This is a genomic window from Falsiroseomonas sp. E2-1-a20, assembly GCF_051433195.1.
Classification (GTDB): domain Bacteria; phylum Pseudomonadota; class Alphaproteobacteria; order Acetobacterales; family Acetobacteraceae; genus Falsiroseomonas.
The window spans coordinates 1-22,135 of the sequence record NZ_JBHMFT010000001.1 but is presented as its reverse complement, the minus strand read 5'-3'; the positions used below and the strand labels follow the sequence as shown (position 1 = coordinate 22,135).

The window sequence follows — 22,135 nt, the reverse complement described above, 5'->3', positions numbered from 1 at the left end:
ATGCCCGCGGTCCCGCCAGAGTCGCTGCAATCCGTCCTTGCCACGCTGCCGGTCGCGGTCGCGGTGTTCGACGCGGAGGGGCGGCTGGTGCTGGCCAGCGACGTCAACCTGACCTGGCACGGCCTCGACCCCGGCCTCACCCCGCGCGGCATGCCGCATGCCGAGGTCGTCCGCGTGCTGGCCTGGAACGGCGCCTATGGCCCGGGCGATCCGGAACAGATCGTCCGGTCCATCATGGCGCTGGACCGCAGCCGGCCGCACAGCCGCCTGGTGCGCAGCCGCGCCGGGCGAATCGGCCAGGTGGAAAGCCGCCCCCTGCCCGGCGGCGGCTTCCTGACCTGCGCCTCGGATGTCACCACGCTCAGCCGCGCCGAAGCCGAATCGGCCAGCCGCGCCCGGCTGCTGGAGGCCGTGCTGGCGCGCCTGCAGGCCGGCGTCGCGCTGTTCGATTCCGACCTGACGCTGATCCAGTCCAACGCCGCCTATGAGGAGGCGATCGGCCTGCCCGCCGGCTCGGTGCGCCCCGGCATGGCGCATGCCGAAATCCTCGCCCTGCTGCAGGATCGCGGCGAGATGGATGCGGAGGAACGCGCCGATACCGCACGCCGGGTCCGCGATGGCCGCTTCCTGACCGCCACGCGCCAGCGCATCCGCCCCACCGGACAGGTACTGCGCGTCGGCAGCCAGCCGCTGCCGCCCGGCGGCTTCATGATCGAGGTGGACGACGTCACCGCGCTCAAGCAGGCCGAGGACGAGGCCCAGCGCCGTGCCGCGCTGCTCGACGGGGTGCTGGAGGCGCTGCCGCATGGCGTCTGCGTGTTCGGGCCGGACCGCCGCGTCACGATGTTCAACCAGGCCTACAGCCGGATCATGGCGGGCTCGCCCATCGCGCTGGGCGACCTGCTGGAGGACATGGTCACGCGGCGCGAGGCGGAGGGCGAATTCACCGCCGAGGAAGCCGCCCTGGTCCGGCGGCGCCCGGCTGGCCCGGGGCCCGGCGTATCCGGCTCCGGCGGCCTGCTGCGGCATGTCCGGCCGAACGGCACCGCGGTGGAAAGCCGCGTGGCGCAGTTGCCGGATGGCGGCCACATCAGCGTACTGACGGACGTCACCGCCCTGCACCGGGCCGAATCCGAGGCGCGCCTGCGGGCCACGATGATGGAGGCGATGCAGAGCTCCATTCGCCAGGGCATCTGCATGTACGGCCCCGACCGCCGCCTGGTGGCCATCAACAGCCGCACCTCGGAAATGATCGGCCTGCCGGTCGAGTTCCTGCAGCCCGGCCGGCTGGTGGACGAGGTGCTGGACGAACAGGTCCGCCGCGGCGAGATCAGCCCGGAGGCCGCGGCCCGGGCGAAGGCCAACGACCGTTCGCGCTCCTACCGCTACCACCGCAGCAGCCGGGGCGGACGGGTCATCGAGGTAGTCTCCGATCCCACGTCGGATGGCGGCTTCGTCATGACCTTCAGCGACGTGACGGAGGATTTCCGTATCCGCGCGGAACTCGAACGCGCCCGCGTCGAGGCAGAAGCGGCTTCGGAGGCGAAGTCGCGCTTCCTGGCCACGATGAGCCACGAGCTTCGCACCCCGCTGAACGCCGTGATCGGCTTCTCCGCGGCGCTGGAGGGCGAGCGCGACCGGGCCCGTCTCGACGACTATGCGCGCGCCATCAACGAGGCGGGGCGCCACCTGCTGCTGCTGATCGACGACATCCTGGACGTCGCCCGCAGCCAGAGCGGTGCGCTGAAGCTCGCCGAGGCGCCGGTCGCGCTCCGCCCGCTGCTGGAAGGCGCCGCGGAGGCGGTGGCCGGCGCCGTCCGCCAGGGTGGGCTGACGCTGGATCTGAGCCTGGCGGAGAACCTCCCGGCACTGCGCGGGGACGCCGGCCGCCTGCACCAGTTGATCCTCAACCTGCTGTCGAACGCGGCGAAATTCACGCCGTCCGGCGGGTCCATCACGCTGTCGGCCCAGACCGATGCGCAGGGCCTGGCGATCCGGGTCTCCGATACCGGCATCGGCATCGCGCCGGAGGACCGGGAACGGGTCTTCGAACCCTTCACCCAGGTCGACAACTCACTGTCCCGCCGCTTCCAGGGCTCCGGCCTCGGCCTGTACCTCGCCCGCACGCTGGCCGAGGCGCTGGGCGGCACCCTGGTGCTGGAGGCGCCCGCCGGCCCCGGTACCGTAGCCCTGCTGCGGTTTCCGGCCGACCGGCTGATGGATTTCGCCGAAGTCGCTGGCACCGCCCCCCTGGGCGCCACCCCACCCCCGGCCCCATATCCTGCCAGACCTGATCCGAAGGACCCGCCGTGACCGATGCCCTGGCTGCCACCGACGCGCTGTTCTTCACCCGCCTGGACCGTGCCGCCGCCGAACGCCTGACGCGCAGCGCGACCCAGGGCGCGGAGGATGGCGAGTTGTTCCTGGAGCATCGGGAGTCCGAGGCGATCAGCCTGGAGGATGGCCGCATCCGCTCCGCCAGCTTCGACGTCACCAGCGGCTTCGGCCTGCGCAGCGTGGCCGGGGAGGCCGCCGGCTACGCCCATGCCGCGGAGATCACCGAAGCCGCGCTGGCCCGCGCCGCGGACACGGTGAAGGCGGTGGCCGCCGGACATTCCGGCACGCTGGACGTCGGCCCGCGCGCCACCAACACCCATTTGTATTCCGACCTCAACCCGCTCTCGGCCATGGAATTCCAGGCCAAGACGGAGATGCTGGCGGAGATCGACGCCTATGCCCGCGCCCGCGACCCGCGGGTGAAGCAGGTGATGGCCTCGATCTTCGGTGAATGGCAGGCCGTGCAGATCCTGCGCCCGGACGGGTCCCGGGTTGCCGACCTCCGCCCGCTGGTGCGGCTGAACGTCGCGGTGGTGGTGGAATCGAACGGGCGGCGGGAGACCGGCAGCACCGGTACCGGCGGCCGCTTCGCCTATGACCGCGTGCTGAACGCCGCCACCTGGAAGGGCGCGGTGGAGGAAGCCCTGCGCCAGGCGCTGCTGAACCTCGACAGCGTTCCGGCCCCGGCCGGGGAGATGGAGGTGGTGCTCGGCCCGGGCTGGCCCGGCATCCTGCTGCACGAGGCGATCGGGCATGGGCTGGAGGGCGACTTCAACCGCAAGAAGACATCGGCCTTCGCCGGCCTGCTCGGCCAGCGCATCGCCTCCCCCGGCGTCACCGTGGTGGACGACGGCACCATGCCGGACCGGCGCGGTTCGCTGACCGTGGATGACGAGGGCACCCCCTCTGGCCGCACCACCCTGATCGAGGACGGCATCCTGGTCGGCTTCCTGCAGGACCGGCAGAACGCCCGTCTGATGGGCGTGGCCCCGACCGGCAACGGCCGCCGCCAGTCCCACGCCCACATCCCGATGCCGCGCATGACCAACACGGTGATGCTCGGCGGAGACATGGCACCCGCGGAGATCCTGGCCAGCGTGAAGCGCGGCATCTACGCGGTGAATTTCGGCGGCGGCCAGGTCGACATCACCTCGGGCAAGTTCGTGTTCTCCGCCAGCGAGGCCTACCTGATCGAGGATGGCAGGATCGGCGCGCCGGTGAAGGGCGCGACCCTGATCGGCAACGGGCCGGATGCGCTGACCAAGGTTGCGATGGTGGGCAACGACATGGCGCTCGACGCCGGCATCGGCACCTGCGGCAAGCAGGGCCAGGGCGTGCCGGTCGGCGTCGGCCAGCCCACCTTGAAGATGACGGGGCTGACCATCGGCGGCACCGCCGTCTAGGGCCGTTGATTCGGCGCATTTTCCGAGCCGTCAGGCGTATCCGCCTGACTTGAAAATGCTCTGGCAAGCCCGCCCTGATCAGGCGCCGCCGGGCAGCGGCGCCGCCGGGTGCACCAGCCCCGCCTGGCGCAGATCGCGCCAGAAATCGGCGGGCACCGTCTCCTCCAGCGCGGCGCGGTCCTCGGCGATGCGGCCCGGCCGGCTGGCGCCCGGGATCACCGCGGCCACCGCCGGGTTCGCGAGCGAGAATTGCAGCCCGGCCGCCTTCATGCCCACGCCGTGCCGGTCCGCGATCGCCTTGATCCGCGCCACCTTGTCCAGGATGGCCGGCGGTGCCGGCGCATATTCGAAGTTCGGCCCGCCGACCAGCGCGCCGGAGCTGTAGGGCCCGCCGACGACGATGCCGAGGCCCCGCTCGGCCGCCACCGGCATCAGCCGCTGCAGCGCCCGGTCATGGTCGAGCAGCGTGTAGCGCCCGGCGAGCAGGGAGCCATCCGGCCGCGGCCCCTCCAGCCCCAGCAGCAGTTCCACCGCCTCCACCCGGTTGACGCCCAGGCCCCAGGCCTTGATCACCCCCTCGTCGCGCAGCCGGTCGAGCACCTTGAAGGCGCCCTGGCGCGCGCTCTCGAACATGCCGATCCAGTCGTCGCCATGGAAATCCTGCGCCACATCATGCACCCAGACGATGTCGATGTGGTCCGTCCGCAGGCGCTTCAGGCTGTCCTCGATCGAGCGCAGCGTCGCATCCGCGGAATAGTCGGTGACTACGCGGTTCGGGCGGCCGTGCTCGAAGACGCCGCCTTTCTCGCCCTGGTCGCGAGCGTTGGCGTCCTCGACCTCGTCCAGGACGATGCGGCCGACCTTGGTGCTGATGACGTAGTCGGCGCGGGGCTTGCCGGCCAAGGCCTCGCCCATGCGGAGCTCCGCCAGGCCAGCGCCGTAGAAGGGCGCGTTGTCGAAGTAGCGGATGCCGTCGCGCCAGGCGGCCTCGAAGGTCGCCAGCGCCTCCTGCTCCGGAATGGCACGGAACAGGTTGCCGAGCGGCGCCGAGCCGAAGCCAAGCTTGCCGGGAAGAATTTTCGCGAGCGTCATCAGGGTTTCCTTGCCGTCTGCCGGGGCAACGCCTCCACCACTCGAAAGTACGGCGCCGCAGTTGGGACGTGATCTGGGGGCACGGGATCAGCCCAGCTCGATCCCGAACGCCTGCCGCAGCCCCGCCTCCCCCGCCCTGGTCACCAGCACGGTGCGGGAGTGCGGCACCCGCCTGACCCAGCCGAGTTCGAAGCACCGCGCGCACAGCGCCGCACCCAGCCCGCCGGCCAGGTGGTGCCGCCGCTCGCTCCAGTCCAGGCAGGGCCGGCAGAAGGCGCGCCGCGCGCCACCCGGCTGTGGCGCAATGCCCAGCCCCGTCAGGAAATCCTGCCCCGCCGCCGTTACGGCACCGCCATCCGGCACCAGTTCAACCTGCCCCCGCGCCACCATCGCTTCCGCGATCGCCACGCCGAGCCGGCCGGCCAGATGGTCGTAGCAGGTGCGCGCCGCCCGCATCGCGGCATCGGCCGGGCCGATCCGGCGCGGCCGGGCGGGCGGCGGCAGGCTGCCGGCGACCAGCATGATCGCCTCCAGCATCCGCGCCACCGCCGGCGTCGCCAGCCGGTGGTAGCGGTGCCGCCCCTGGCGCTCCACCGCCAGCAATCCGGCCGCGGACAGCTTCGCCAGATGGCCGCTGGCGGTCTGCGCGGTGATGCCGGCGACGCCGGCGAGCTCGGTCGCGGTCAGGGCGCGGCCATCCATCAGCGCGTTCAGCATGCTGGCGCGCGCCGGGTCGCCGACCAGGGACGCGGCTTCCGCCATGGCGGCATTGCTGGACATCGATCCCTCCCGGCGTTGCGGGGCGAGGATGCCGCAGCAAGGGGTCCTGCTGCTACGGCACCGCCCGAACCGTCGGCGTCACCGCTGCCAGGGGGCGCGCCTGGCCTCCCGCAGCGCCTCACCCTCGGTCAGGCCGAGGTCGCGCAGCAGATGCGGGCACAGGTCGCGCAGTGCGGCGCGGGTGCGATGGCGGTGCGCGCAGCCGGCCAGCCAATCCAGCAGGCGCTCCCACATCCGGGGGCGGCGGATCGGGCATGCCCGGAACAGGGTGGGCATCGGGCGAGGCTCCTGTCGTCTGCCGCCACCCTGCCCGCCCCGCCAGCGCCGCGGCTTCGGCGCCGGCCGAAGCCCGCGGCCCTTCCGTTGCGGCGCGGCACCGGCTAACGCGGGGCGGCACGGCATCGAGGCCCCCTTGCTGAAGCCGCTCAAGCATCCCGCCCGTCTGGTACCCCTCGCCTTCTTCCTGGCCATCCTGGCGGGCACCGCGCTGCTGGCGCTGCCGATCTCGCGCGCCGGGCCGGGTGGCGCGCCGTTCCTCACCGCCCTGTTCACCGCCACCTCCGCCATCTGCGTCACCGGGCTGATCGTGGTGGACACCGCCACCTACTGGTCGGGCTTCGGCCAGGCGGTGATCCTGGTGCTGTTCCAGGTCGGCGGCTTCGGCATCATGAGCGGCGCGACCCTGCTGGGCGCGCTGGTCAGCCGCCGCCTGCGCCTGTCCACCCGCCTGGTGGCCCAGGCCGAGACCCGCGGGCTGGCGCTGGGCGACATCACCGCCATCCTGCGCCTGGTTCTGCTGGTGACGATCGTGGTGGAGGCGACGATCGCCGTCATCCTGGCGCTGCGCCTGCACGTGACCTACGGCGAGCCCTGGCCGGAGGCGATCTGGCACGGCGTCTTCCAATCCGTCTCCGCCTTCAACAATGCCGGCTTCGCCACCTATTCCGACAGCCTGATGGGCTTCGCGCTGGACCCGGTGATCCTGCTGCCGGTCATGTTCGGCGTGGTTCTGGGCGGCATCGGCATGCCGGTGCTGCATGATCTGCGGCGGGAGCCATGGCGGGCCGGGCGCTGGTCCCTGCACACCAAGCTGACGCTGTTCGGCACGGCGCTGCTGCTGCCGGCCGGGATGCTGGCGACGCTCGCCTATGAATGGTCGAACGCCGACACGCTCGGTGCGCTGCCGCCGGCCGGGCGGCTGCTGGGGGCAGCCTTCCATTCCGTCATGGCGCGCTCCGGCGGCTTCAACGTCGTCGATGTCGGCCGGATGGAGACGGAGACGCTGGCCATCACCTATGGCCTGATGCTGATCGGCGGCGGCAGTGCCGGCACCGCCGGCGGCATCAAGGTCGGCACCTTCATGATCCTCGGCCTGATCATGTGGGCTGAGGTGCGGGGCGAGCGCGATTCCATTGCCTTCGGCCGCCGTGTCTGCCCCACGGCGCAGCGCCAGGCGGTCACCATCGCGCTGCTCGCGGTCGGCATGGTCGGCACCGCGACCCTGGTCATGGTCACGTTGACCGGAATGCCGCTGCGCGACGCGCTGTTCGAGACCATCTCCGCCTTCGCCACGGTGGGGCTATCCACCGGCGTGACCCCGGACCTGCCGCCTTCGGCGCAGGCGCTGGTGGTGTTCCTGATGTTCGTCGGCCGGGTCGGCACCATCACCGTCGCCACCGCCCTGGCGCTGAGCCGCCGCCAGAACCCCTACCGCTATCCAGAGGAGCGCCCGATCGTTGGCTGACCAGTCACATGAGAACGGGGTGGTGGTGATCGGCCTCGGCCGCTTCGGCGGCGCGGTGGCCGAATCACTGGTGCGGCTCGGGCACGACGTGCTCGCGATCGACGAGAATGCGGAGCTGGTGCAGTCCTGGTCGGACCGGCTGACCCATGTGGTGCAGGCGGACACCACCAACAGCGACACGCTGCGCCGGCTCGGCGTGGCCGAATTCGGCCGCGCGGTGGTCGGCATCGGCACGGATCTGGAAGCCAGCGTGCTGACCGTTCTGGCGCTCAGCGAACTCGGCGTGCCGGATATCTGGGCCAAGGCGCTCGGCCCGAAGCATGGCCGCATCCTGGAACGCACCGGCGCCCACCACGTGGTCTATCCCGAGGCCGCGATGGGGGAACGCGTGGCACATTTGGTGACCGGCCGGATGATCGACTTCATCGAATTCGACGACGGCTTCGCCATCGCCAAGACCCGGGCGCCGCGGGAGGCGCTGGGCCGGACGCTGGCCGAAAGCGCTCTGCGCAGCAAATACGGCGTCACCGTCGTCGGCGTGAAGCGGCCGCGGACGGACTTCACCTATGCCAGGCCCGAGACCGCCATCGCGCAGGGCGACATCCTGATCGTCTCCGGCCCCACCAAGCTGGTCGAGGCCTTCGCCGGCATGACCTGAGCCCGGCTTCCCTTTTTGCCTGATTGGGGGAACAAAGGGTGCGGGGGTCATGGTGGCCCGAGGGGCAGGAAACATGACACCGCGCGGCCGGCACTTCTTCGCCAATCCCGGGCCCACCAACATCCCGGACAGCATCATGCAGACCGTGAGCCACCATACGGTGGACTTCAACGGCCCGGATTTCCTGGAAATCTACGATGGCTGCCTGTCCGGGCTGAAGCGGGTGCTGCGGACCGAACAACACCTGTTCATGTACACCGGCTCCGGCCACGCCGCCTGGGAAGCCACGCTGGTCAATCTGCTGTCGCCCGGCGACCGCATCCTGGTGATCGAGACCGGGCACTTCTCCGAAGCCTGGGGCCGCATGGCGACCGACCTCGGCATCACGGTCCAGACGCTGGCCGCCGATTGGCGCCGCGGCCTGGACTACGCCGACCTGCGCGCGGCGCTGGCCGCCGATGGCGGGCACGCCATCAAGGCGGTCTGCGCCGTGCACAACGAGACCTCCACCGGCATGACGCTGGACCTGGCGCGCATCCGTGGCCTTCTCGATGAGGCGAAGCACCCGGCGCTGCTGCTGGCCGACATCATCTCCTCCCTCGGCTCCATCGATTTCCGCTTCGACGAATGGGGCATCGATGCCGCGGTGGGCGGCAGCCAGAAGGGGCTGATGCTGCCGGTCGGCTTCTCCTTCTCCGGCGTCTCCGAGAAGGCGATGGCGGCGCACAAGGCCTCGACCTTCCCGAAGCACTACTTCAACTGGACCACCATGCTGACCCGCCGCCACCGCAGCTTCATCGGCACCGTGCCGATCGCGCTGTTCTACGGGCTGCGGGAGGCGCTGCGCCTGATCGAGCAGGAGGAGGGTCTGGACAACGTCCTGGCCCGCCATGCCCGCCTGGCCGAGGCGACCCGGCGCTGCGTCCGCCACTGGGCCGGCAACAACGGGCCGCAACTGTTCTGCCTGTCGCCGGAGCGGGTCTCGGACTCCGTCACCTCGATCCTGCTGCCCGAGGGCCATGACGCGGAGGCGCTGCGCAAGCGCGTCGGCACCATGAACGTGGCACTCGGCACCGGCCTCAGCCGCCTGAACGGTAAGGTTTTTCGAATTGGCCACCTTGGGGACCTCAACGAGCCGATGCTGCTGGGGACCCTTGGTGCCACCGAGATCGGCCTGCGCCTCCAGGGCGTGCCGCATGCGCCGGGCGGGGTGGATGCCGCGATGGCCTACCTGGCGGAGACCGCGGCCTGATCCGGCGCGCCACCCTGGCGGAGGCGCCGGCGCTGGCCGCGCTGGTCGAGCGCGCCTACGCGGCCTGGTTGCCGCTGACCGGCGCCCGCCCGCTGCCGATGGACGACAATTACGCCGCGCGCTGCGAGGCGGGGCAGGTTTTCTGCCTGCACCAGGACAATGCCCTGGCCGGCCTGATCGTGCTGGTGGATGGCCCCGGCCATCTGTGGATCGACAACGTCGCGGTAGAACCGGCGCTGAAGGGCCAGGGTCTCGGCCGTGACTTGATGGCCTTCGCCGAGGAGGAGGCGCGCCGCCGCGGCTTCGCCGAGACACGCCTGCTGACCAACGCGCTGATGGCAGCCAACATCACGCTGTACGCCCACCTGGGCTATGCCGAGACGGAACGGCGGCAGGAGAAGGGCCGCCACCGGGTCTACATGGCGAAGCGCCTGGAGTGACGGACGAGATTAGCCCTCTCCCCCCGTTTGGGGGGAGAGGGTTGGGTGAGGGGGCCTTCGAGGTAGCGCCGCCAAATCCACGGCCAGCGAACGATCTTCGCCAACCGGCCAACCGCAGCGACGGGCGAACCCCCCCCTCACCCAACCCTCTCCCCCAGCAGAAGGGGGAGAGGGCTTTGCCGTTTCTTGTCAGGCCTCGGCCTCGGCAAAGATGCGCGATACGTCGCCGCCCCAGGCGGTCGCATGCCGTTGCAGCCAGCGTTCCGCCTGGGTGATCCCGCTGGCGGCGATCTCCTCCAGCGGCGCCAGGTAGACCTCCTCGCCCAGCCCGCGTGCCTTGAGGCCCTGGCGCGAGATCTCCACCGCATCCCGCGCCACATCGCGCAGGCTTCGGCCGCGGATCGTCGCGGCCAGCGCCTGGGCCGGCACGGCGTTGCGCAGCGCCCGCATCTCCTCCACCGTCCAGCCCTGGATCAGCGCGGCGGCGGCCTTCTGGGCCGCGTCATCATAGAGAAGGCCGGTCCAGAAGGCCGGCTTGGCCTGGAGCATGGCGGGGCTGCCGGCATCGGCGCCGCGCATTTCCAGGAACCGCTTCAGGCGCACATCGGTGAACACCGTGGTCACGTGGTCCGCCCAGTCGCCCATGGTGGGCTCATGGCCGGCCAGCTTCTCCGCCCGCCCTTCCAGGAAGGCGCGGAACGGGACGCCAGCCGCGTCGATGTACTTCCCCTCCCGCATGATGAAGTACATCGGCACGTCGAGGACGAACTTGGCAAACATCTCGAAACCGAAGCCCGCCTCGAAGGCCACCGGCGGGATGCCCGTGCGGTCCGGGTCGGTATCCGTCCAGACCCGGCCGCGCAGCGTCAGCAGGCCGGAGGGCTTGCCCTCCAGGAAGGGCGAGTTCGCGAACAGCGCGGTCGCCAGCGGCTGCAGCGCCAGCGAGACCCGCAGCTTCTCCACCATGTCGGCCTCGTCGCCGAAATCGAGGTTCACCTGCACCGTGCAGGTGCGCAGCATCATGTCGAGGCCCATGCCGCCCACCATCGGCATGTAGCGCCGCATGATGGCGTAGCGCCCCTTCGGCATCCACGGCATGTCCTCCCGCTTCGCCAGCGGGTGGAAGCCGAGCGGCGCGAAGCCCAGGCCGAGCGAGCCTGCGACCTCATGCACCTCCCGCAGGTGGTCGCCGAGTTCCACCCGCGTCTCGTGCAGGTCGCGCATCGGCGCACCCGAAAGCTCGAACTGCCCGCCAGGCTCCAGGCTGACGGAGCCGCCATCGCGCTTCAGGCCGATGACGTTGCCCGAATCCAGGATCGGCTCCCAGCCCTTCGGCTGAAGCCCCTCCAGCATTGCCTTGATGCCGCCGGGCTCGTAGGGCGGCGGCGCGAAGCCGTGCCGGGCGAAACCGAACTTCTCGTGCTCCGTGCCGATCCGCCAATCCGATTTCGGCTTGCTGCCGGCCGCGAACCACTCCGCGAGCTGGCGCGCGGAGGTGATGGGCGTGAGATCGGCCTCGCCAGGATTCGACATCGATTCGCGTTCTCTTCCTGGCATCCGGCCGAGGCGGATGCCCCGGCTTTGCATGCAGTGGCCTGCGCCCCTGCCGTTCAGGCCCAATCCCCTCGCAGCGCCTGCAGCGCCGCGAGGCCGGCCACGGCCGCGGTCTCGGCCCGGAGGATCCGGGGCCCGAGCGCGGCCGGCACTACAAAGGGCCGCCGGCGCAGGTCGTCAAGCTCCGCCGCCGTGAAGCCGCCTTCCGGCCCGACCAGCAGGGCCAGCGGCGCACCCGCCGGCAGGTCCAAGGCGCGCGGCGGCGCGGCGAGGCTGCGCTCCATCGCCACCACAAGCTTCACGCCGTCCCAGGCATCCAGCACCCGGTGCAGCGGCACGGCCTCCGCCACCACCGGCACCGCAAGCCGCTCGCATTGCTCGGCGGCGCCGCGGGCGATGGCGGACAGCCGGGCGACATTGGCGCGGTCGGCGACGCTGCGCTGCGTCAGCACCGGCTGGATCAGGGTGGCGCCGAGCTCCGCCGCCTTCTCCACCAGCCAGTCCATCGCCTCCCGCTTCAGCGCCGCCACCAGCAGCCGGACCTCCGGCTCCGCCGCCGGCGGGCGAACCCGCGCGCCGAGGGCGAATCGGGCACGGTCCTTGCGGATGGCCTCGATCGTCGCGTCCCATTCGCCGTCACGCGGATTGAACAGCAGCACCGCGTCGCCCGGACCGCGTCGCAGAACGGTACCGATGTGGTGTGCCTGACCCGGCGCGGCCTCCACCACCAGGCCCTCCGCAAGCGGCGCTTCGATGAACAGGCGGGGGATGGACATGAAGAACCTCCGCGGACAGGTATAGGGCCATGACCGGCTGGACCGATATCCGCGCCCAGGGCTGGGTGGCCAGGCTGCCCCCGGGCTGGCGGCCCTATGCGTTGCTCGGGCGGTTCGACCGGCCGATCGGCGCCTGGCTTCTGCTGCTGCCCGGCTTCTGGGCCTTCGCCATCGCCGCTCCCGGCTGGGCCGAGGGGCTGCGGCTGGCGGCGCTGTTCACCATCGGCGCCTTCGCCATGCGCGCCGCCGGCTGCGTGGTGAACGACCTGTGGGACCGCGACCTGGACCGCCAGGTGGAACGCACCCGGGACCGGCCGCTGGCCGCGGGCACCGTGACGCCATTCCGGGCGCTGGTCTTCCTGGCGGCGCTGTGCCTGGTCGGGCTGCTGGTGCTGGTGCAACTGCCGCTTGCGGCAATTTATGTCGGGCTTGGGTCGCTGCTGCTCATCGCGCTGTATCCGCTGGCCAAGCGGGTGACGGATTGGCCACAGGCGGTGCTCGGGCTGGTGTTCTCCTGGGCGGCGCCCACCGGATATGCGGCGGCGACCGGCGGGCTGGATGCGGTAGCCATGGCGCTGTGGGCCGCCGGCTTCTTCTGGATTTTCGGGTATGACACGATCTACGCGCATCAGGACCGCGGCGATGACGCCGAGGTGGGTATCCGCAGCAGCGCGCTGACGCTTGGCGAGCGGACGAAGCCGTTCCTGGTCGCTTGCTACGCCGGCACCATCGCGTTGCTGGTGCTCGCCGGATGGCTCGCCGGCCTGTCCTGGCCCTTCCTGGCGGCGCTGCTGCTGCCGGCGGCGATGCTGGCCTGGCAGGTGCGGACGCTGGACATCCACGACCCCGCCCGTTGCCTGATGCTGTTCAAGTCGAACCGGGAGGTCGGCTTCGCCATCGCCCTGGCCTTCCTGGCCGGCCACCTGTGATCGACTTCATCCGCGCCCACACCGCCATCGCCCGCCCATCCCTGGTGCCGGAAATCGCCCTGTACCTGGCCACCGAAATCACGCCGATCTGGCAGGCCACGGAGGCCTGGCTGGCCGAGACCGGCATCGAGCCGCCCTTCTGGGCCTTCGCCTGGCCCGGCGGCCAGGCCCTGGCCCGCACCATCCTGGACGCGCCCGCCCTGGCCGCCGGCCGGCGCGTGCTGGATTTCGCGGCCGGCTGCGGCATCGGCGCCATCGCCGCCGCGCTGGCCGGCGCGGCGCGGGTCGAGGCCGCGGAGATCGACCCGCTCGCGCTGGCCGCCACCCGCCTGAACGCCGCACTGAACGGCGTCGCGGTCGAGACGCCGGAGGGCGACGTCGTCGGCAGCCCCTGCCGCTGGGACCTGATCCTCGCCGGCGATGTCTGCTACGAGGCGCCGATGACCGCCCATATCCTGCCCTGGCTGCGCCGCATGGCCGGCGACGGCGCCGAGGTCTGGATCGCCGATCCGGGCCGCGCCTACCTGCCGGTGGCCGGCATGGAGCTGCTCTCCCGCCACATCGTCCAGACGACGCGGGAGCTGGAGGACCGCAGCGAGCGCGTGGTCACCATCCACCGCCTGCGGCCATGAGGCGCCCGGACATGCGCCACCTCCTCCCCCTGCTGCTCCTGCTGCTCGCCCTTCCCGCCGCCGCGCAGACCCAGCGCCAGTATGATGCGCAGGGCCGCAGCCTCGGCCGCGCCGAGACGCAGGGCACCACCACCCGCTTCTACGACGCGCAGGGCCGCGCGACCGGCCGGTCCGAGACCCGCGGCGGGGTCACCCGCCACTACGACGCGCAAGGCCGCAGCACCGGCCGCAGCGAGCAGCGCGGCGGCACCGAGCGGCACTATGACACCCAGGGCCGATCCGCCGGCCGCAGCGAAGCCCGCGAGGGCACGCGCCGGGACTATGATGCCGGCGGCCGCCTCCAGGGCCGCGCCGAGCAGCGGGGCGACACGCGGCGGCTGTACGATGCGCAGGGCCGCAGCCAGGGGCGGATCGAGAAACGATAGTTCAGCGGGTCGCCATTTCCAGGAAATCCAGCAGCGCGCCCAGATCCTCCGCATTGCCGACGGTCTGGATCGGCATGCGGGTTCCGGGCGTCACCTCGTCCGGCCCGCGGGTGAACAGATCCGCCACCGTCTCCCGCGTCCAGGTGATGTCGCCCCGCGCCAGCCGTTCGGAATAGGCATAGCCGGGCACCGCGCCCATGCGGCGGCCGAACAAGCCGTGCAGGTGCGGCCCGGCCATCGGCCCGGCCGCCGGAGTCAGCGCATGGCAGGCGCTACAGGCACGGAAGACACGGGCGCCCTGCGGGTGCAGCCCCGCCGGCGGCGCCTCGGTCGATTCGGTCTCGATGGGTCCCATCGGCCGCCCGGTCGTCGCATCCCAGCGCCGCACCCGGCGATCCGTCCCGCCGGTCCAAAGGCTGGCGCCATCCGGGGCATAGGCCACGGACCACACCGGCAGCCCCGGCCCCTCCAGCGTGTGGACCAGGCGCAGCGACGCCGCCTCCCACAGCGTCACGCTGCCGCCGAGCCCCGCCACGGCCAGGTGCCGCCCATCCGGCGCCGCGGCGATGGCGACGATCGGCCGGGCGCCGGCCCGCACCTCCCGCACCCCGCCACCGGGGCCGACCAGTCGCAGCAGCCCATCCGCCCCGCCCACCGCCAGCACATCCCCGGGCAGCGCCACCAGCGCGTTCAGCGGCAAGCCGAATTCGGCCAGCGTCAGCGAGACCCCCTGCCCCGGCCACAGCCGTAGCGTGCCGTCGAAGCCGGCGCTCGCCAGCAATCCGTCGCCGCGGAAGACCACCGCGTTGACGTTGCCCTGGTGCCCCTCCAGCACCCGGACCGGCCCGCCGCCCAAATCCCAGACCCGCGCCGTGCCGTCCCAGGATGCCGAGGCCAGCAGCCCACCCCGCACCGCCAGCGCCGCCACCGGCCCGCCATGCCCCTCCAGCACCCGCAGCGGCTCAAGCCCCGGCACGGCCGGCCACAGCGCGATGCGGCCATCCTCCCCACTGCTGGCGAAGCCGCCGCCGGGCAGGGCCGCCAGGGCGTTCACGGCACCGCCATCCCAGCGCACCACCGCGCGCGGCCGGCCGCCCCCGGCCTCCCACAGGATCATCGCCTGGTCGAAGCCGGCCGAGGCCAGCGTGCCATCGGCCGCCACCGCCAGGGCGCGCACCGGACCTCCATGTACGGCCTCCTGCGCATAAGTTGGCAGGCCGGCCAGAAGCAGCAGCAGGATCAGCATGGCGCGCATGATCCGCAGGATGGCGCCTCCGCGCCGGTCGTCTACCCTGCGGCCGCAACGGAACGGGATTTTGCGCAGATGACCCTCGACATCGCCTCCGAAGTGCTCTGGGCCCGCCTCACCGCCGCCGAGATCCAGGCCCGCGCCACGCCGGACACCGTGGTGCTGATCCCGGTCGCTTCCATCGAGCAGCACGGCCCGCATTTGGCCGTCGGAGTCGACACGGTGCTGGCCGGCGGCGTCGCCGAACGCACCGCGCGCCGTCTGGTGGCCGCCGGCACGCCGGCCCTGGTGACCCCCACCATCTGGTCCGGCCTCGCCGAGCACCACATGGCCTTCGGCGGCACCATGACGCTGGACCTGGCCACCTTCTCCGCCCTGGTCGGCGGCATCGCCCGCAGCGTCGCGCGGCACGGCTTCCGCCGCATCGCCCTGGTCAACGGCCATGGCGGCAACACCGAGGCCATCGCCAGCGCCGCCATCGAATGCACCCGCGCCCTGGGCGTGCCGGTGGTCGGCCTGACCTACTGGCTGGCCAATGCCGACACCTTCGCGCCGATCCTGGAGACCCAGGCCAACGTCCAGCACGCCTGCGAGGCCGAGACCTCCATGATGATGGCGCTGGCGCCGGATTGCGTGCGCACGGACCGGATCGCGGCCGCGGTGCCGAAGCGCTTCGCCCGGCCCGCCCCGCCCGGCTTCAAGCGCAGCCGCCCGTTTTCCGAGATGACCGACACCGGCGTGATCGGCGACCCGCGCACGGCCAGCGCCGCGAAGGGCGAGCGCCTGCTGGAAGCCGCCGCGGCGCGCCTGGCCGAGGAATTCGGCCGCGCCGAGTTGTGGCGCTGAGTCGGAGCAGTTTTGGCGCATTTTCCGGGTCGCCCGGCGTGTTGGCCGGACTTGAAAATGCTCTACGCGATCAGGTCGGTTACCAGCAGATGCTGGCGGGCCAGCCCCGCCAGCAGCACGCCGTCGCCATGGCCGAGGTCGAGCCGCAGGCCGCCCACGACCTCCTCCGCCAGGCCCAGGACCTGCGCGGCGCTGCGCCCGAAGCCGAGCAGCGCCAACTTGTCCACGCCGCTGGTGAAATCCTCCACCAGGTCGAAGCCGTCGCCGGGCCGCAGCAGGAAGGTATCCGCCCCGGCACCGCCGGACAGCGTGTCGTTGCCGCCGCGGCCTTCCAGCACATCGGCGCCGCCACGACCTTCCAACCGGTTGGCGGCCGCGTTGCCGGTCAGCATGTTGGCCAGGTTGTTGCCGAGGCCGGTGACGCCGCCCGCCGCCAGCACCAGCGCCTCCACCGCATCCGGCAGGGTGGTGGTGGCCAGGCTGGAGACCACGGTGTCCATCCCCTCCCCATTCAGTTCGATCACCAGGTCGCCGGGATCGTCGACCAGGTAGCGGTCGTGGCCGGACCCGCCGCGCATCGTGTCCGCGCCGCCGCCGCCATCCAGCACATCGTCCCCGGCGCGCCCCTCCAGCAGGTCCCGCCCGGCGCCGCCGAACAGGTGGTTCATCGCCTCGTTGCCCAGCAGCGTGTCCGCCCCCGCCCCACCCACGGCGTTCTCGATCAGCGACGCGGTGTCGTCCTGGTGCAGCAGCGCGTTGAAGACATTGCCGCGCGCCTTCACCTCCAGCCCCGAGCGGCTGTCGAGCAGCGCCAACTGCGTCCAGGAGGTCACGGACCAGGCGCCCGGCGCGAGATCCACCGCGACGCCGCCGGCGTAGGCGGACAAATCGTAGGTATCGACCCCGCCACCGTCCCAGACGGTGAGGAACACGCGGTTGCCGGCCCCGCCCGTGCCATCGCCCGGCGCGCCCTGGCGGATGCCGTCGATCAATGTCTCCCCGGTCGCGGGATCCCAGGCATAGACCGTGTTGCCGGCCTGCATGGTGTAGTCCGCGCCATACAGGTGCTGCAGCGCGGCGATGTCCAGCATCATCCAGCCCTGCGGATAGTCGAAGGTGCCGTTGACGTAGCCGCCCGTGGTGGAGAGCGCGGCATGGGACCGGTAGGACATGACGGTGAATTCCAGCATGTCCCATTCCCGCGGCATCGGCCCGAAGCCGTTCCAGCTTTCATGCGGGTGCTTCAGGCCCAGCGCGTGGCCGATCTCGTGCACCGCGACCAGGAAGGCATAGTTGCCGAGCTTCGGGGCATCGAAGGTGGCGCGGTTGCCGAACCAGACATCGCCGCCCTCCCGCCCGTTCGGGTAGTAGGCCCAGGCGGTGCTGGGGGCGGAGGATTTCGCGAAGCGCATGTCGGCGGCCCAGTCATCCGCCGACTCGGTGATGAACAGGTTGGTGAAGCCGGTGACGTGCGGCCCGGGGCTGCCCGGGGCACCGGCCACGCCACTTCCGCCCGAGGCCTCGCCAACCAGGACCTGGCGCACCGCCTCGCGCATCGGGGCCGCGACCTGGCCGAAGCCGCGGGTCGGCTCGCTGGTGCCGTACCAGGATTCGTAGTCGCCGCCGCTGTCGGGGAAGGCGAAGCTCAGCGGGTCGTCCATCGACCAGGCATAGCCGCTCAGCACGCCATCCACGCCGGCATGGCCGGAGGAGGTGAACTGGAATCGGGGCGCCGTCGAAAGCGGCAGGTCCGCGCGCAGCGTCGTGGCGACGAAGGCGCCGTCGTCGGTGGCCCCTCCCTGGGACCTGCAAAGCCAGCACATGGCTGAAGTTTCCGGGCCGACCGGCGCATGGGCCCGCTGTCCCGGACCGGGGCCGCTTCCGCGACCGAGGCCAGACCCGGTGCCCGCCCTCCGCATGTTGCGGGGCTGGTGAGGCGGCCCACGCCGGCAGGCCACTCCCCGCCATCCTGGGGCCATCGGATGAACCCGTGGTGAATCGGAGCCCGGGACCGGTTGTGCGACGGCGCGCCCTGCGCTACCCGAGAGCCACCGGCTGGGGCGTCGCCAAGCGGTAAGGCAGCGGTTTTTGGTACCGCCATTCCCAGGTTCGAATCCTGGCGCCCCAACCAGCCGGCCCGTAAGCGGTTGTTTCTGAAGGGTTTTCCGTCAGTCGGATTCGCTCCGAGGGGACGAGGCCCAGATGGGACACATCGATGGGACACATGAGCGGGACACACGCCGGCCGATCCGACCCCGCCGCCGCGGGCCAGCCATCCACGTCGTCCTGCGCGAGGGGCGATGGTACTGGCGGCGGCGCCTTCCCCGGCCGGACGCGGGGCCTCCGCGAGGCACCGCCGTCGAATGCGAAAACATTCAGGTTCGTCTAGCCCTAAGGACCAGCGATCGGGTGGAGGCGCGGCGCCGGGCCGCGCTGCTCGACGCGGAGTTCGAGAGGCTCGTCATGACGATCCCGATCGCCACGAAGCCGACCAGCACCACCTTCGGCGCCGTGCTGGCCGACTTCCGCAACACCATCATCGTTGAGGAGCAGGCCCGGCGCGCGGCAGAGCCGCCCTCCGGTCCCGCACCGGCCAACCTCCCCCGGGAGGTCGTGATGGCGGCCGGCATCATCGAGCGCCTCCTTGCACAGACCGGCGGTGATGCGGGTGCGATGCTGCCGCCCGACCTCGCCGGGGAGACTTGCGCAGCACTCGACGCCGTCCCGAAGCCGCCGGCTGAGGTTCCAAGCATGGTGGGCGCCTCCGCCCGCCGCTCTCAGGAGAGCCTGGGCCGCGCCGCCGGCTACACCCTGCTCCGCCGGGCCAACGAGATCGCTGTCAGCGCCGCCGCGGGCGATGCATTCCTGAAGGCGCGGGGGATCGTCATGCCGGACCACCTCGGCCCGCTCTTCAACCGCCACGCCCTACTAGCCATGGCTCAAGCAAGGCTGGAGGTAGCCGGGCGCGAACATCTGGGAACAGCAATATCGGCCGACGACCCGGTCCTGAATATCATCATTGGGAACATCACCATCAACGCTGTTCCGCAGGCTGCGATGGCCCATGCACCCGCGGACATGGATGCCACCACTGCGCCGGCGGAGCAGCCGGTCCCTGCGCTTCCGGCGACCGCATTTCCGGTAGCAATGGAAGGCCATGCCAATCACAAGGCCACGCATCCGTCCGCGACTCCAGGCCCCAACGTCAAGGCTGCAGTAGCGGCGGCAATCGAGACAATGAGGAACAACAAGCGGCTGAAAATGACGAAGAAGGCGCTCAGTGACTGCGAGGTCGCAGGCGCGCTCTTCGTTGACCTCATGGGGGACATGCCAGCCGCCGCAGTTACCGAGGACGTCGCCGAAACCTTCGTCGAGCGTCTTCTGACGGTCCCCGCGATGCACGGGCGGGCGAAGGAAATTCGTGACCTACCACTTGCCGCAGCCATCGCACTCGCGGATGTCCGCGACGAGGATGCCAGCCTGACGTTGACGGGGGATGACGCGCCGAAGGTCAGCCGACTGTCCTACGGAACTATCAACAAGCACCTTACCTCCCTGCAGACGTGCTTCGGTAAGCACCTGCCGCGGAACGAGGAAGGCAAGACCGGGCTTCTAGCAGTACGCTTCTCCAAGAAGGAGGTGAAGGAAAATCCCGCCTTCAAACGGACGGAACTCACGGATGATCGCGTACTCAAAACTTTCACCGGCCCGGTGTTCACCGGGTATGGCGACAGCGACGGGCGTCGCTTCGAGCCGGGCAACATTTTAAAGCTCGACGTTTACTACTGGACCCCGCTGCTCGCACTCCTCTCTGGCATCTGCCTAGAGGAGGCGCTCCAACTACGGCCCGACGACATCGCCACACGCGACGGCATTCAGTTCATCAACATCGGCTCCGTCCACAACGGGCAGGTGGCGCAAGTGAAGAACCCGGCGCGACGAAGAGAACTTCCGTTTCACAAGGATCTCATCCGGCTCGGCTTCCCCGACTATGTCAAACGCATGCGAGGCGACGGTGCGACACGGCTGTTTCCCGGGCTTGACCGCGGAGGGCTCGACGGGCGCTTCGGCCACGACTTTACACAATGGTGGACCGCATACCGCAGGGCTGTCCGTGCGTACGCGCGCGGCCAAGACTTCCACTCGCTCCGCCACGGTGCGAACCGTCGGATGGTCCGCGCCAAGATCCCGCTGCCCGTGGTGAAGCGTGTTCTCGGACATAGCGCGGGCAACGACATGAACCTCGACACCTACTTTGGTGACGTCCACCTGCCGGACATGGTCGAGGCCGTGAACGCGATCTCCTATCGGTGCCTGGACATCGACATCCTCATTGAGGCGCAGCGCCGGCTGGCGCAATAGCTGAACTGCCTCTGCGGCCTTGGAGAGACACGACCTTCGAAGGCAGGGTAGTTTCGACTCAAGATGTCCTAGATTGATCGGATGCGGCTGCCCCGACGCCATGGTTCATCTAGCTCGCAGCGTAACACACTACGGTTTAGCAAACCGTATTGCAAGGTAGCCGGCACAGAGGGATGACCATGCGATTCGTTCCCGATCAGAGGCTTGTCGAGCGCACAGGCCGCAAGCGGCGCAAGGCGCGAAGGGGGGTCGGCACAGAGGTCAGCACAGCATGTGCAGCCACCTGGTGGCGGAGCAGTGGCAACAACAACTCCTCCCGGATGAGGCTGCGGCGCCTCGCCGCTTCGTGCCCAAAGGACTTTTCAAACCATTGGCGATCGACATTGTCGCAGCATGCGCAGTGAAAGCGTACCTTCGGTTCGAATCTCGCCCGCCCCGCCAGTTCCCATACGAGCCATGCTCTCCGCCTGACCGTCAGCCCCGCTGAGTGGCAGGTTTCCTGGGGTTTTCGGGCCAGACCTGTTGACTGGCCGGACGCGGAGACGCCCGAAAATCACTCTCCGGAGGCCAATTCTCTCCGGACCTCTTGACTTGGCCGTTTTTGTACGGAGCTCAAAAACCGAGCCAAAAGGCCGGTTTCAGCGCGTTGGGCACTTGCCCCGGTTCGAACCCCACTTGCCCGAAATCCGTACTTCAAGAGCGAATCCTTAGTACGGGACCTCCTGGCATCTCGGCCATCTTCGCGACGTTTGGCTCCTTTATATTTCTTACTATGCAGGTGTTGCTTGGGGCACTGACCCGCACCGGATAGGGGTTCTACTCAGCAACCGAATGCAGCGCGGTCACCTCGGTCACCAGCTTGTTACGGAAAGCCTCCAGAAACCCATCCTCCTCGACAGCAATCCGAACGAAGCCAGTCGCGACGTTCTCCCGCAACCATGACGCCGTCTCTGTCAGGAGGCTAGCGGAATCGATGGCAGAGAATTCGCCGGATCGAGGTCCGAAAGCGACGGCATTAATGATGATACCTTCGGCGGCAGCAGCATCGCGCGCCTCCCGCGCTTGGACGAGAGATATGGTCTCCTGACCATCGGTCGAGATATCGATTACTTTCAACTGCGGCAGACAAGGCACGGTGGCAGATTCCCGATGTGCGTCGGCAACGGCCCGACCAATTGCTGTTGTGTCATGTCGGCCGGACCGCTCCAACGTACGGAACGCTGCAGCGAAGCGGCCAGCCTCCGTAGCGTTTCTGATCATCGTCCACCGAAGCCGGACCAGCGTACTAACGGAAAAATCAGCAACCGTGACGGCCACGCCACCATCCTGCTCCATGGCTCGAAACAGTTGCGGCGTCTCAAAAGCTAGGGCAGTGCCGTCGCGCTGAGCAGCATAGAGGTGATCAGGAACCGAGCCGGAGGTATCGATCAGCAGCACAAGCGCGGCCAAGCACGTGGCAGGTGTCATTTGACATCTCCCGCATCACGGCAATTGCCGCCCACGCCCGAGCGTCAGTCGGTGAGCCCAGGCTGCAAGCCTGCCGTAGCATCCGACATGAGCGGCATTGAGTTCAAGCGCCCTAATCGCACGTAATCGAGAAACCGGCAGCAGGCCCATGGTCGGCGCGAGTAGCGAGAGGCGGAGCAGACACGAGAC

19 protein-coding genes, 1 tRNA gene and 1 pseudogene are annotated in these 22,135 nt (G+C 70.2%); 13 read left to right on the top strand and 8 right to left on the bottom strand.

The features are described from left to right. Positions 1-2,313, top strand: coding sequence for a PAS-domain containing protein (locus ACFHPP_RS00105; RefSeq protein ID WP_437161232.1), 2,313 nt, complete (start codon positions 1-3; stop codon positions 2,311-2,313). Further along, a complete protein-coding gene (gene tldD / locus ACFHPP_RS00100; protein WP_437161231.1) occupies positions 2,310-3,740 on the top strand; it encodes a metalloprotease TldD in 1,431 nt (476 codons plus the stop codon). Before ACFHPP_RS00105 ends, tldD begins: the two co-directional genes overlap by 4 nt. A 78-nt stretch (positions 3,741-3,818) precedes the next feature. Here tldD and ACFHPP_RS00095 read toward each other — a convergent pair whose 3' ends face one another. The 3 genes from ACFHPP_RS00095 to ACFHPP_RS00085 form a co-directional block, all read right to left on the bottom strand. Beyond that, positions 3,819-4,832: an aldo/keto reductase gene (locus tag ACFHPP_RS00095; protein WP_437161230.1), complete on the bottom strand. Its 1,014-nt coding sequence runs from the start codon at positions 4,830-4,832 to the stop codon at positions 3,819-3,821. Between the two features lie 87 nt (positions 4,833-4,919). Continuing rightward, on the bottom strand, positions 4,920-5,612 hold the full coding sequence (locus tag ACFHPP_RS00090) for an ArsR/SmtB family transcription factor (RefSeq protein WP_437161229.1): 693 nt from the start codon (positions 5,610-5,612) through the stop codon (positions 4,920-4,922). 78 nt (positions 5,613-5,690) lie between these two features. Continuing rightward, on the bottom strand, positions 5,691-5,888 hold the full coding sequence (locus ACFHPP_RS00085; RefSeq protein WP_437161228.1) for a DUF1127 domain-containing protein: 198 nt from the start codon (positions 5,886-5,888) through the stop codon (positions 5,691-5,693). Positions 5,889-6,024: 136 nt separating this feature from the next. On the opposite strand from ACFHPP_RS00085, the gene ACFHPP_RS00080 reads away from it, so the two are divergent. The 4 genes from ACFHPP_RS00080 to ACFHPP_RS00065 all read left to right on the top strand — a co-directional run bounded on the left by ACFHPP_RS00080 (position 6,025) and on the right by ACFHPP_RS00065 (position 9,706). After that, positions 6,025-7,356: a TrkH family potassium uptake protein gene (locus tag ACFHPP_RS00080; RefSeq protein WP_437161227.1), complete on the top strand. Its 1,332-nt coding sequence runs from the start codon at positions 6,025-6,027 to the stop codon at positions 7,354-7,356. Continuing rightward, positions 7,349-8,014 (top strand): potassium channel family protein, encoded by a 666-nt coding sequence (locus ACFHPP_RS00075; RefSeq protein WP_437161226.1) that lies wholly within the window; start codon positions 7,349-7,351, stop codon positions 8,012-8,014. The genes ACFHPP_RS00080 and ACFHPP_RS00075 overlap by 8 nt, the downstream gene beginning before the upstream one ends. Before the next feature lie 73 nt (positions 8,015-8,087). After that, entirely contained in the window at positions 8,088-9,266 is a 1,179-nt protein-coding gene (locus tag ACFHPP_RS00070; RefSeq protein ID WP_437161225.1) for a pyridoxal-phosphate-dependent aminotransferase family protein, read from the top strand. Positions 9,267-9,334: 68 nt separating this feature from the next. Then, positions 9,335-9,706, top strand: a complete 372-nt coding sequence (locus tag ACFHPP_RS00065; protein WP_437161224.1) for a GNAT family N-acetyltransferase — start codon at positions 9,335-9,337, stop codon at positions 9,704-9,706. Between the two features lie 189 nt (positions 9,707-9,895). On the opposite strand, the gene ACFHPP_RS00060 is transcribed toward ACFHPP_RS00065, so the two are convergent. Together ACFHPP_RS00060 and ACFHPP_RS00055 are read right to left on the bottom strand one after the other, a co-directional pair. Continuing rightward, complete coding sequence (locus tag ACFHPP_RS00060) at positions 9,896-11,239, bottom strand: glutamate--cysteine ligase (protein ID WP_437161223.1); 1,344 nt, start codon at positions 11,237-11,239, stop codon at positions 9,896-9,898. Positions 11,240-11,316: 77 nt separating this feature from the next. Continuing rightward, positions 11,317-12,036: a 16S rRNA (uracil(1498)-N(3))-methyltransferase gene (locus ACFHPP_RS00055; RefSeq protein WP_437161222.1), complete on the bottom strand. Its 720-nt coding sequence runs from the start codon at positions 12,034-12,036 to the stop codon at positions 11,317-11,319. A 29-nt stretch (positions 12,037-12,065) separates the two neighbouring features. Here ACFHPP_RS00055 and ubiA point away from each other — a divergent pair, with 29 nt between their 5' ends. The 3 genes from ubiA to ACFHPP_RS00040 are packed head-to-tail and all read left to right on the top strand — an operon-like array spanning position 12,066 to position 14,022. Then, a complete protein-coding gene (gene ubiA, locus ACFHPP_RS00050) occupies positions 12,066-12,965 on the top strand; it encodes a 4-hydroxybenzoate octaprenyltransferase (protein WP_437161221.1) in 900 nt (299 codons plus the stop codon). Then, on the top strand, positions 12,962-13,597 hold the full coding sequence (locus ACFHPP_RS00045; RefSeq protein WP_437161220.1) for a class I SAM-dependent methyltransferase: 636 nt from the start codon (positions 12,962-12,964) through the stop codon (positions 13,595-13,597). The genes ubiA and ACFHPP_RS00045 overlap by 4 nt, the downstream gene beginning before the upstream one ends. An 11-nt stretch (positions 13,598-13,608) precedes the next feature. Beyond that, positions 13,609-14,022 carry a hypothetical protein gene (locus tag ACFHPP_RS00040; RefSeq protein ID WP_437161219.1) on the top strand — a complete coding sequence of 138 codons (414 nt, stop codon included), beginning with the start codon at positions 13,609-13,611 and terminating at the stop codon, positions 14,020-14,022. A gap of 1 nt (position 14,023) precedes the next feature. Here ACFHPP_RS00040 and ACFHPP_RS00035 read toward each other — a convergent pair whose 3' ends face one another. Beyond that, a complete protein-coding gene (locus ACFHPP_RS00035) occupies positions 14,024-15,268 on the bottom strand; it encodes a hypothetical protein (protein WP_437161218.1) in 1,245 nt (414 codons plus the stop codon). A 78-nt stretch (positions 15,269-15,346) separates the two neighbouring features. Here ACFHPP_RS00035 and ACFHPP_RS00030 point away from each other — a divergent pair, with 78 nt between their 5' ends. Then, the gene (locus ACFHPP_RS00030) at positions 15,347-16,117 is read left to right on the top strand and encodes a creatininase family protein (protein WP_437161217.1); all 771 of its coding nucleotides are present in this window, start codon (positions 15,347-15,349) and stop codon (positions 16,115-16,117) included. Between the two features lie 62 nt (positions 16,118-16,179). On the opposite strand, the gene ACFHPP_RS00025 is transcribed toward ACFHPP_RS00030, so the two are convergent. After that, the gene (locus tag ACFHPP_RS00025; protein WP_437161216.1) at positions 16,180-17,940 is read right to left on the bottom strand and encodes a M10 family metallopeptidase; all 1,761 of its coding nucleotides are present in this window, start codon (positions 17,938-17,940) and stop codon (positions 16,180-16,182) included. A gap of 233 nt (positions 17,941-18,173) precedes the next feature. Here ACFHPP_RS00025 and ACFHPP_RS00020 point away from each other — a divergent pair. The 3 genes and pseudogenes from ACFHPP_RS00020 to ACFHPP_RS00010 all read left to right on the top strand — a co-directional run bounded on the left by ACFHPP_RS00020 (position 18,174) and on the right by ACFHPP_RS00010 (position 20,479). Then, a tRNA-Gln gene (locus tag ACFHPP_RS00020) sits at positions 18,174-18,248 on the top strand. Positions 18,249-18,319: 71 nt separating this feature from the next. After that, a pseudogene (locus ACFHPP_RS00015) lies at positions 18,320-18,565 on the top strand (hypothetical protein); the annotation flags it as partial. 15 nt (positions 18,566-18,580) lie between these two features. Further along, positions 18,581-20,479, top strand: a complete 1,899-nt coding sequence (locus ACFHPP_RS00010; RefSeq protein ID WP_437161678.1) for a site-specific integrase — start codon at positions 18,581-18,583, stop codon at positions 20,477-20,479. Between the two features lie 816 nt (positions 20,480-21,295). Here ACFHPP_RS00010 and ACFHPP_RS00005 read toward each other — a convergent pair. Beyond that, on the bottom strand, positions 21,296-21,946 hold the full coding sequence (locus ACFHPP_RS00005; protein ID WP_437161215.1) for a DUF1194 domain-containing protein: 651 nt from the start codon (positions 21,944-21,946) through the stop codon (positions 21,296-21,298). Between the last annotated feature and the right edge of the window lie 189 nt (positions 21,947-22,135).

Coding starts and splice junctions, on each gene's coding strand:
- ACFHPP_RS00105 (WP_437161232.1), top strand. CDS start 1: ATGCCCGCGGTCCCGCCAGAGTCGCTGCAATCCGTCCTTGCCACGCTG.
- ACFHPP_RS00095 (WP_437161230.1), bottom strand. CDS start 4,832: ATGACGCTCGCGAAAATTCTTCCCGGCAAGCTTGGCTTCGGCTCGGCG.
- ACFHPP_RS00090 (WP_437161229.1), bottom strand. CDS start 5,612: ATGTCCAGCAATGCCGCCATGGCGGAAGCCGCGTCCCTGGTCGGCGAC.
- ACFHPP_RS00085 (WP_437161228.1), bottom strand. CDS start 5,888: ATGCCCACCCTGTTCCGGGCATGCCCGATCCGCCGCCCCCGGATGTGG.
- ACFHPP_RS00070 (WP_437161225.1), top strand. CDS start 8,088: ATGACACCGCGCGGCCGGCACTTCTTCGCCAATCCCGGGCCCACCAAC.
- ACFHPP_RS00060 (WP_437161223.1), bottom strand. CDS start 11,239: ATGTCGAATCCTGGCGAGGCCGATCTCACGCCCATCACCTCCGCGCGC.
- ACFHPP_RS00055 (WP_437161222.1), bottom strand. CDS start 12,036: ATGTCCATCCCCCGCCTGTTCATCGAAGCGCCGCTTGCGGAGGGCCTG.
- ubiA (WP_437161221.1), top strand. CDS start 12,066: ATGACCGGCTGGACCGATATCCGCGCCCAGGGCTGGGTGGCCAGGCTG.
- ACFHPP_RS00040 (WP_437161219.1), top strand. CDS start 13,609: ATGCGCCACCTCCTCCCCCTGCTGCTCCTGCTGCTCGCCCTTCCCGCC.
- ACFHPP_RS00035 (WP_437161218.1), bottom strand. CDS start 15,268: ATGCTGATCCTGCTGCTGCTTCTGGCCGGCCTGCCAACTTATGCGCAG.
- ACFHPP_RS00030 (WP_437161217.1), top strand. CDS start 15,347: ATGACCCTCGACATCGCCTCCGAAGTGCTCTGGGCCCGCCTCACCGCC.
- ACFHPP_RS00025 (WP_437161216.1), bottom strand. CDS start 17,940: ATGTGCTGGCTTTGCAGGTCCCAGGGAGGGGCCACCGACGACGGCGCC.
- ACFHPP_RS00010 (WP_437161678.1), top strand. CDS start 18,581: ATGACGATCCCGATCGCCACGAAGCCGACCAGCACCACCTTCGGCGCC.
- ACFHPP_RS00005 (WP_437161215.1), bottom strand. CDS start 21,946: ATGACACCTGCCACGTGCTTGGCCGCGCTTGTGCTGCTGATCGATACC.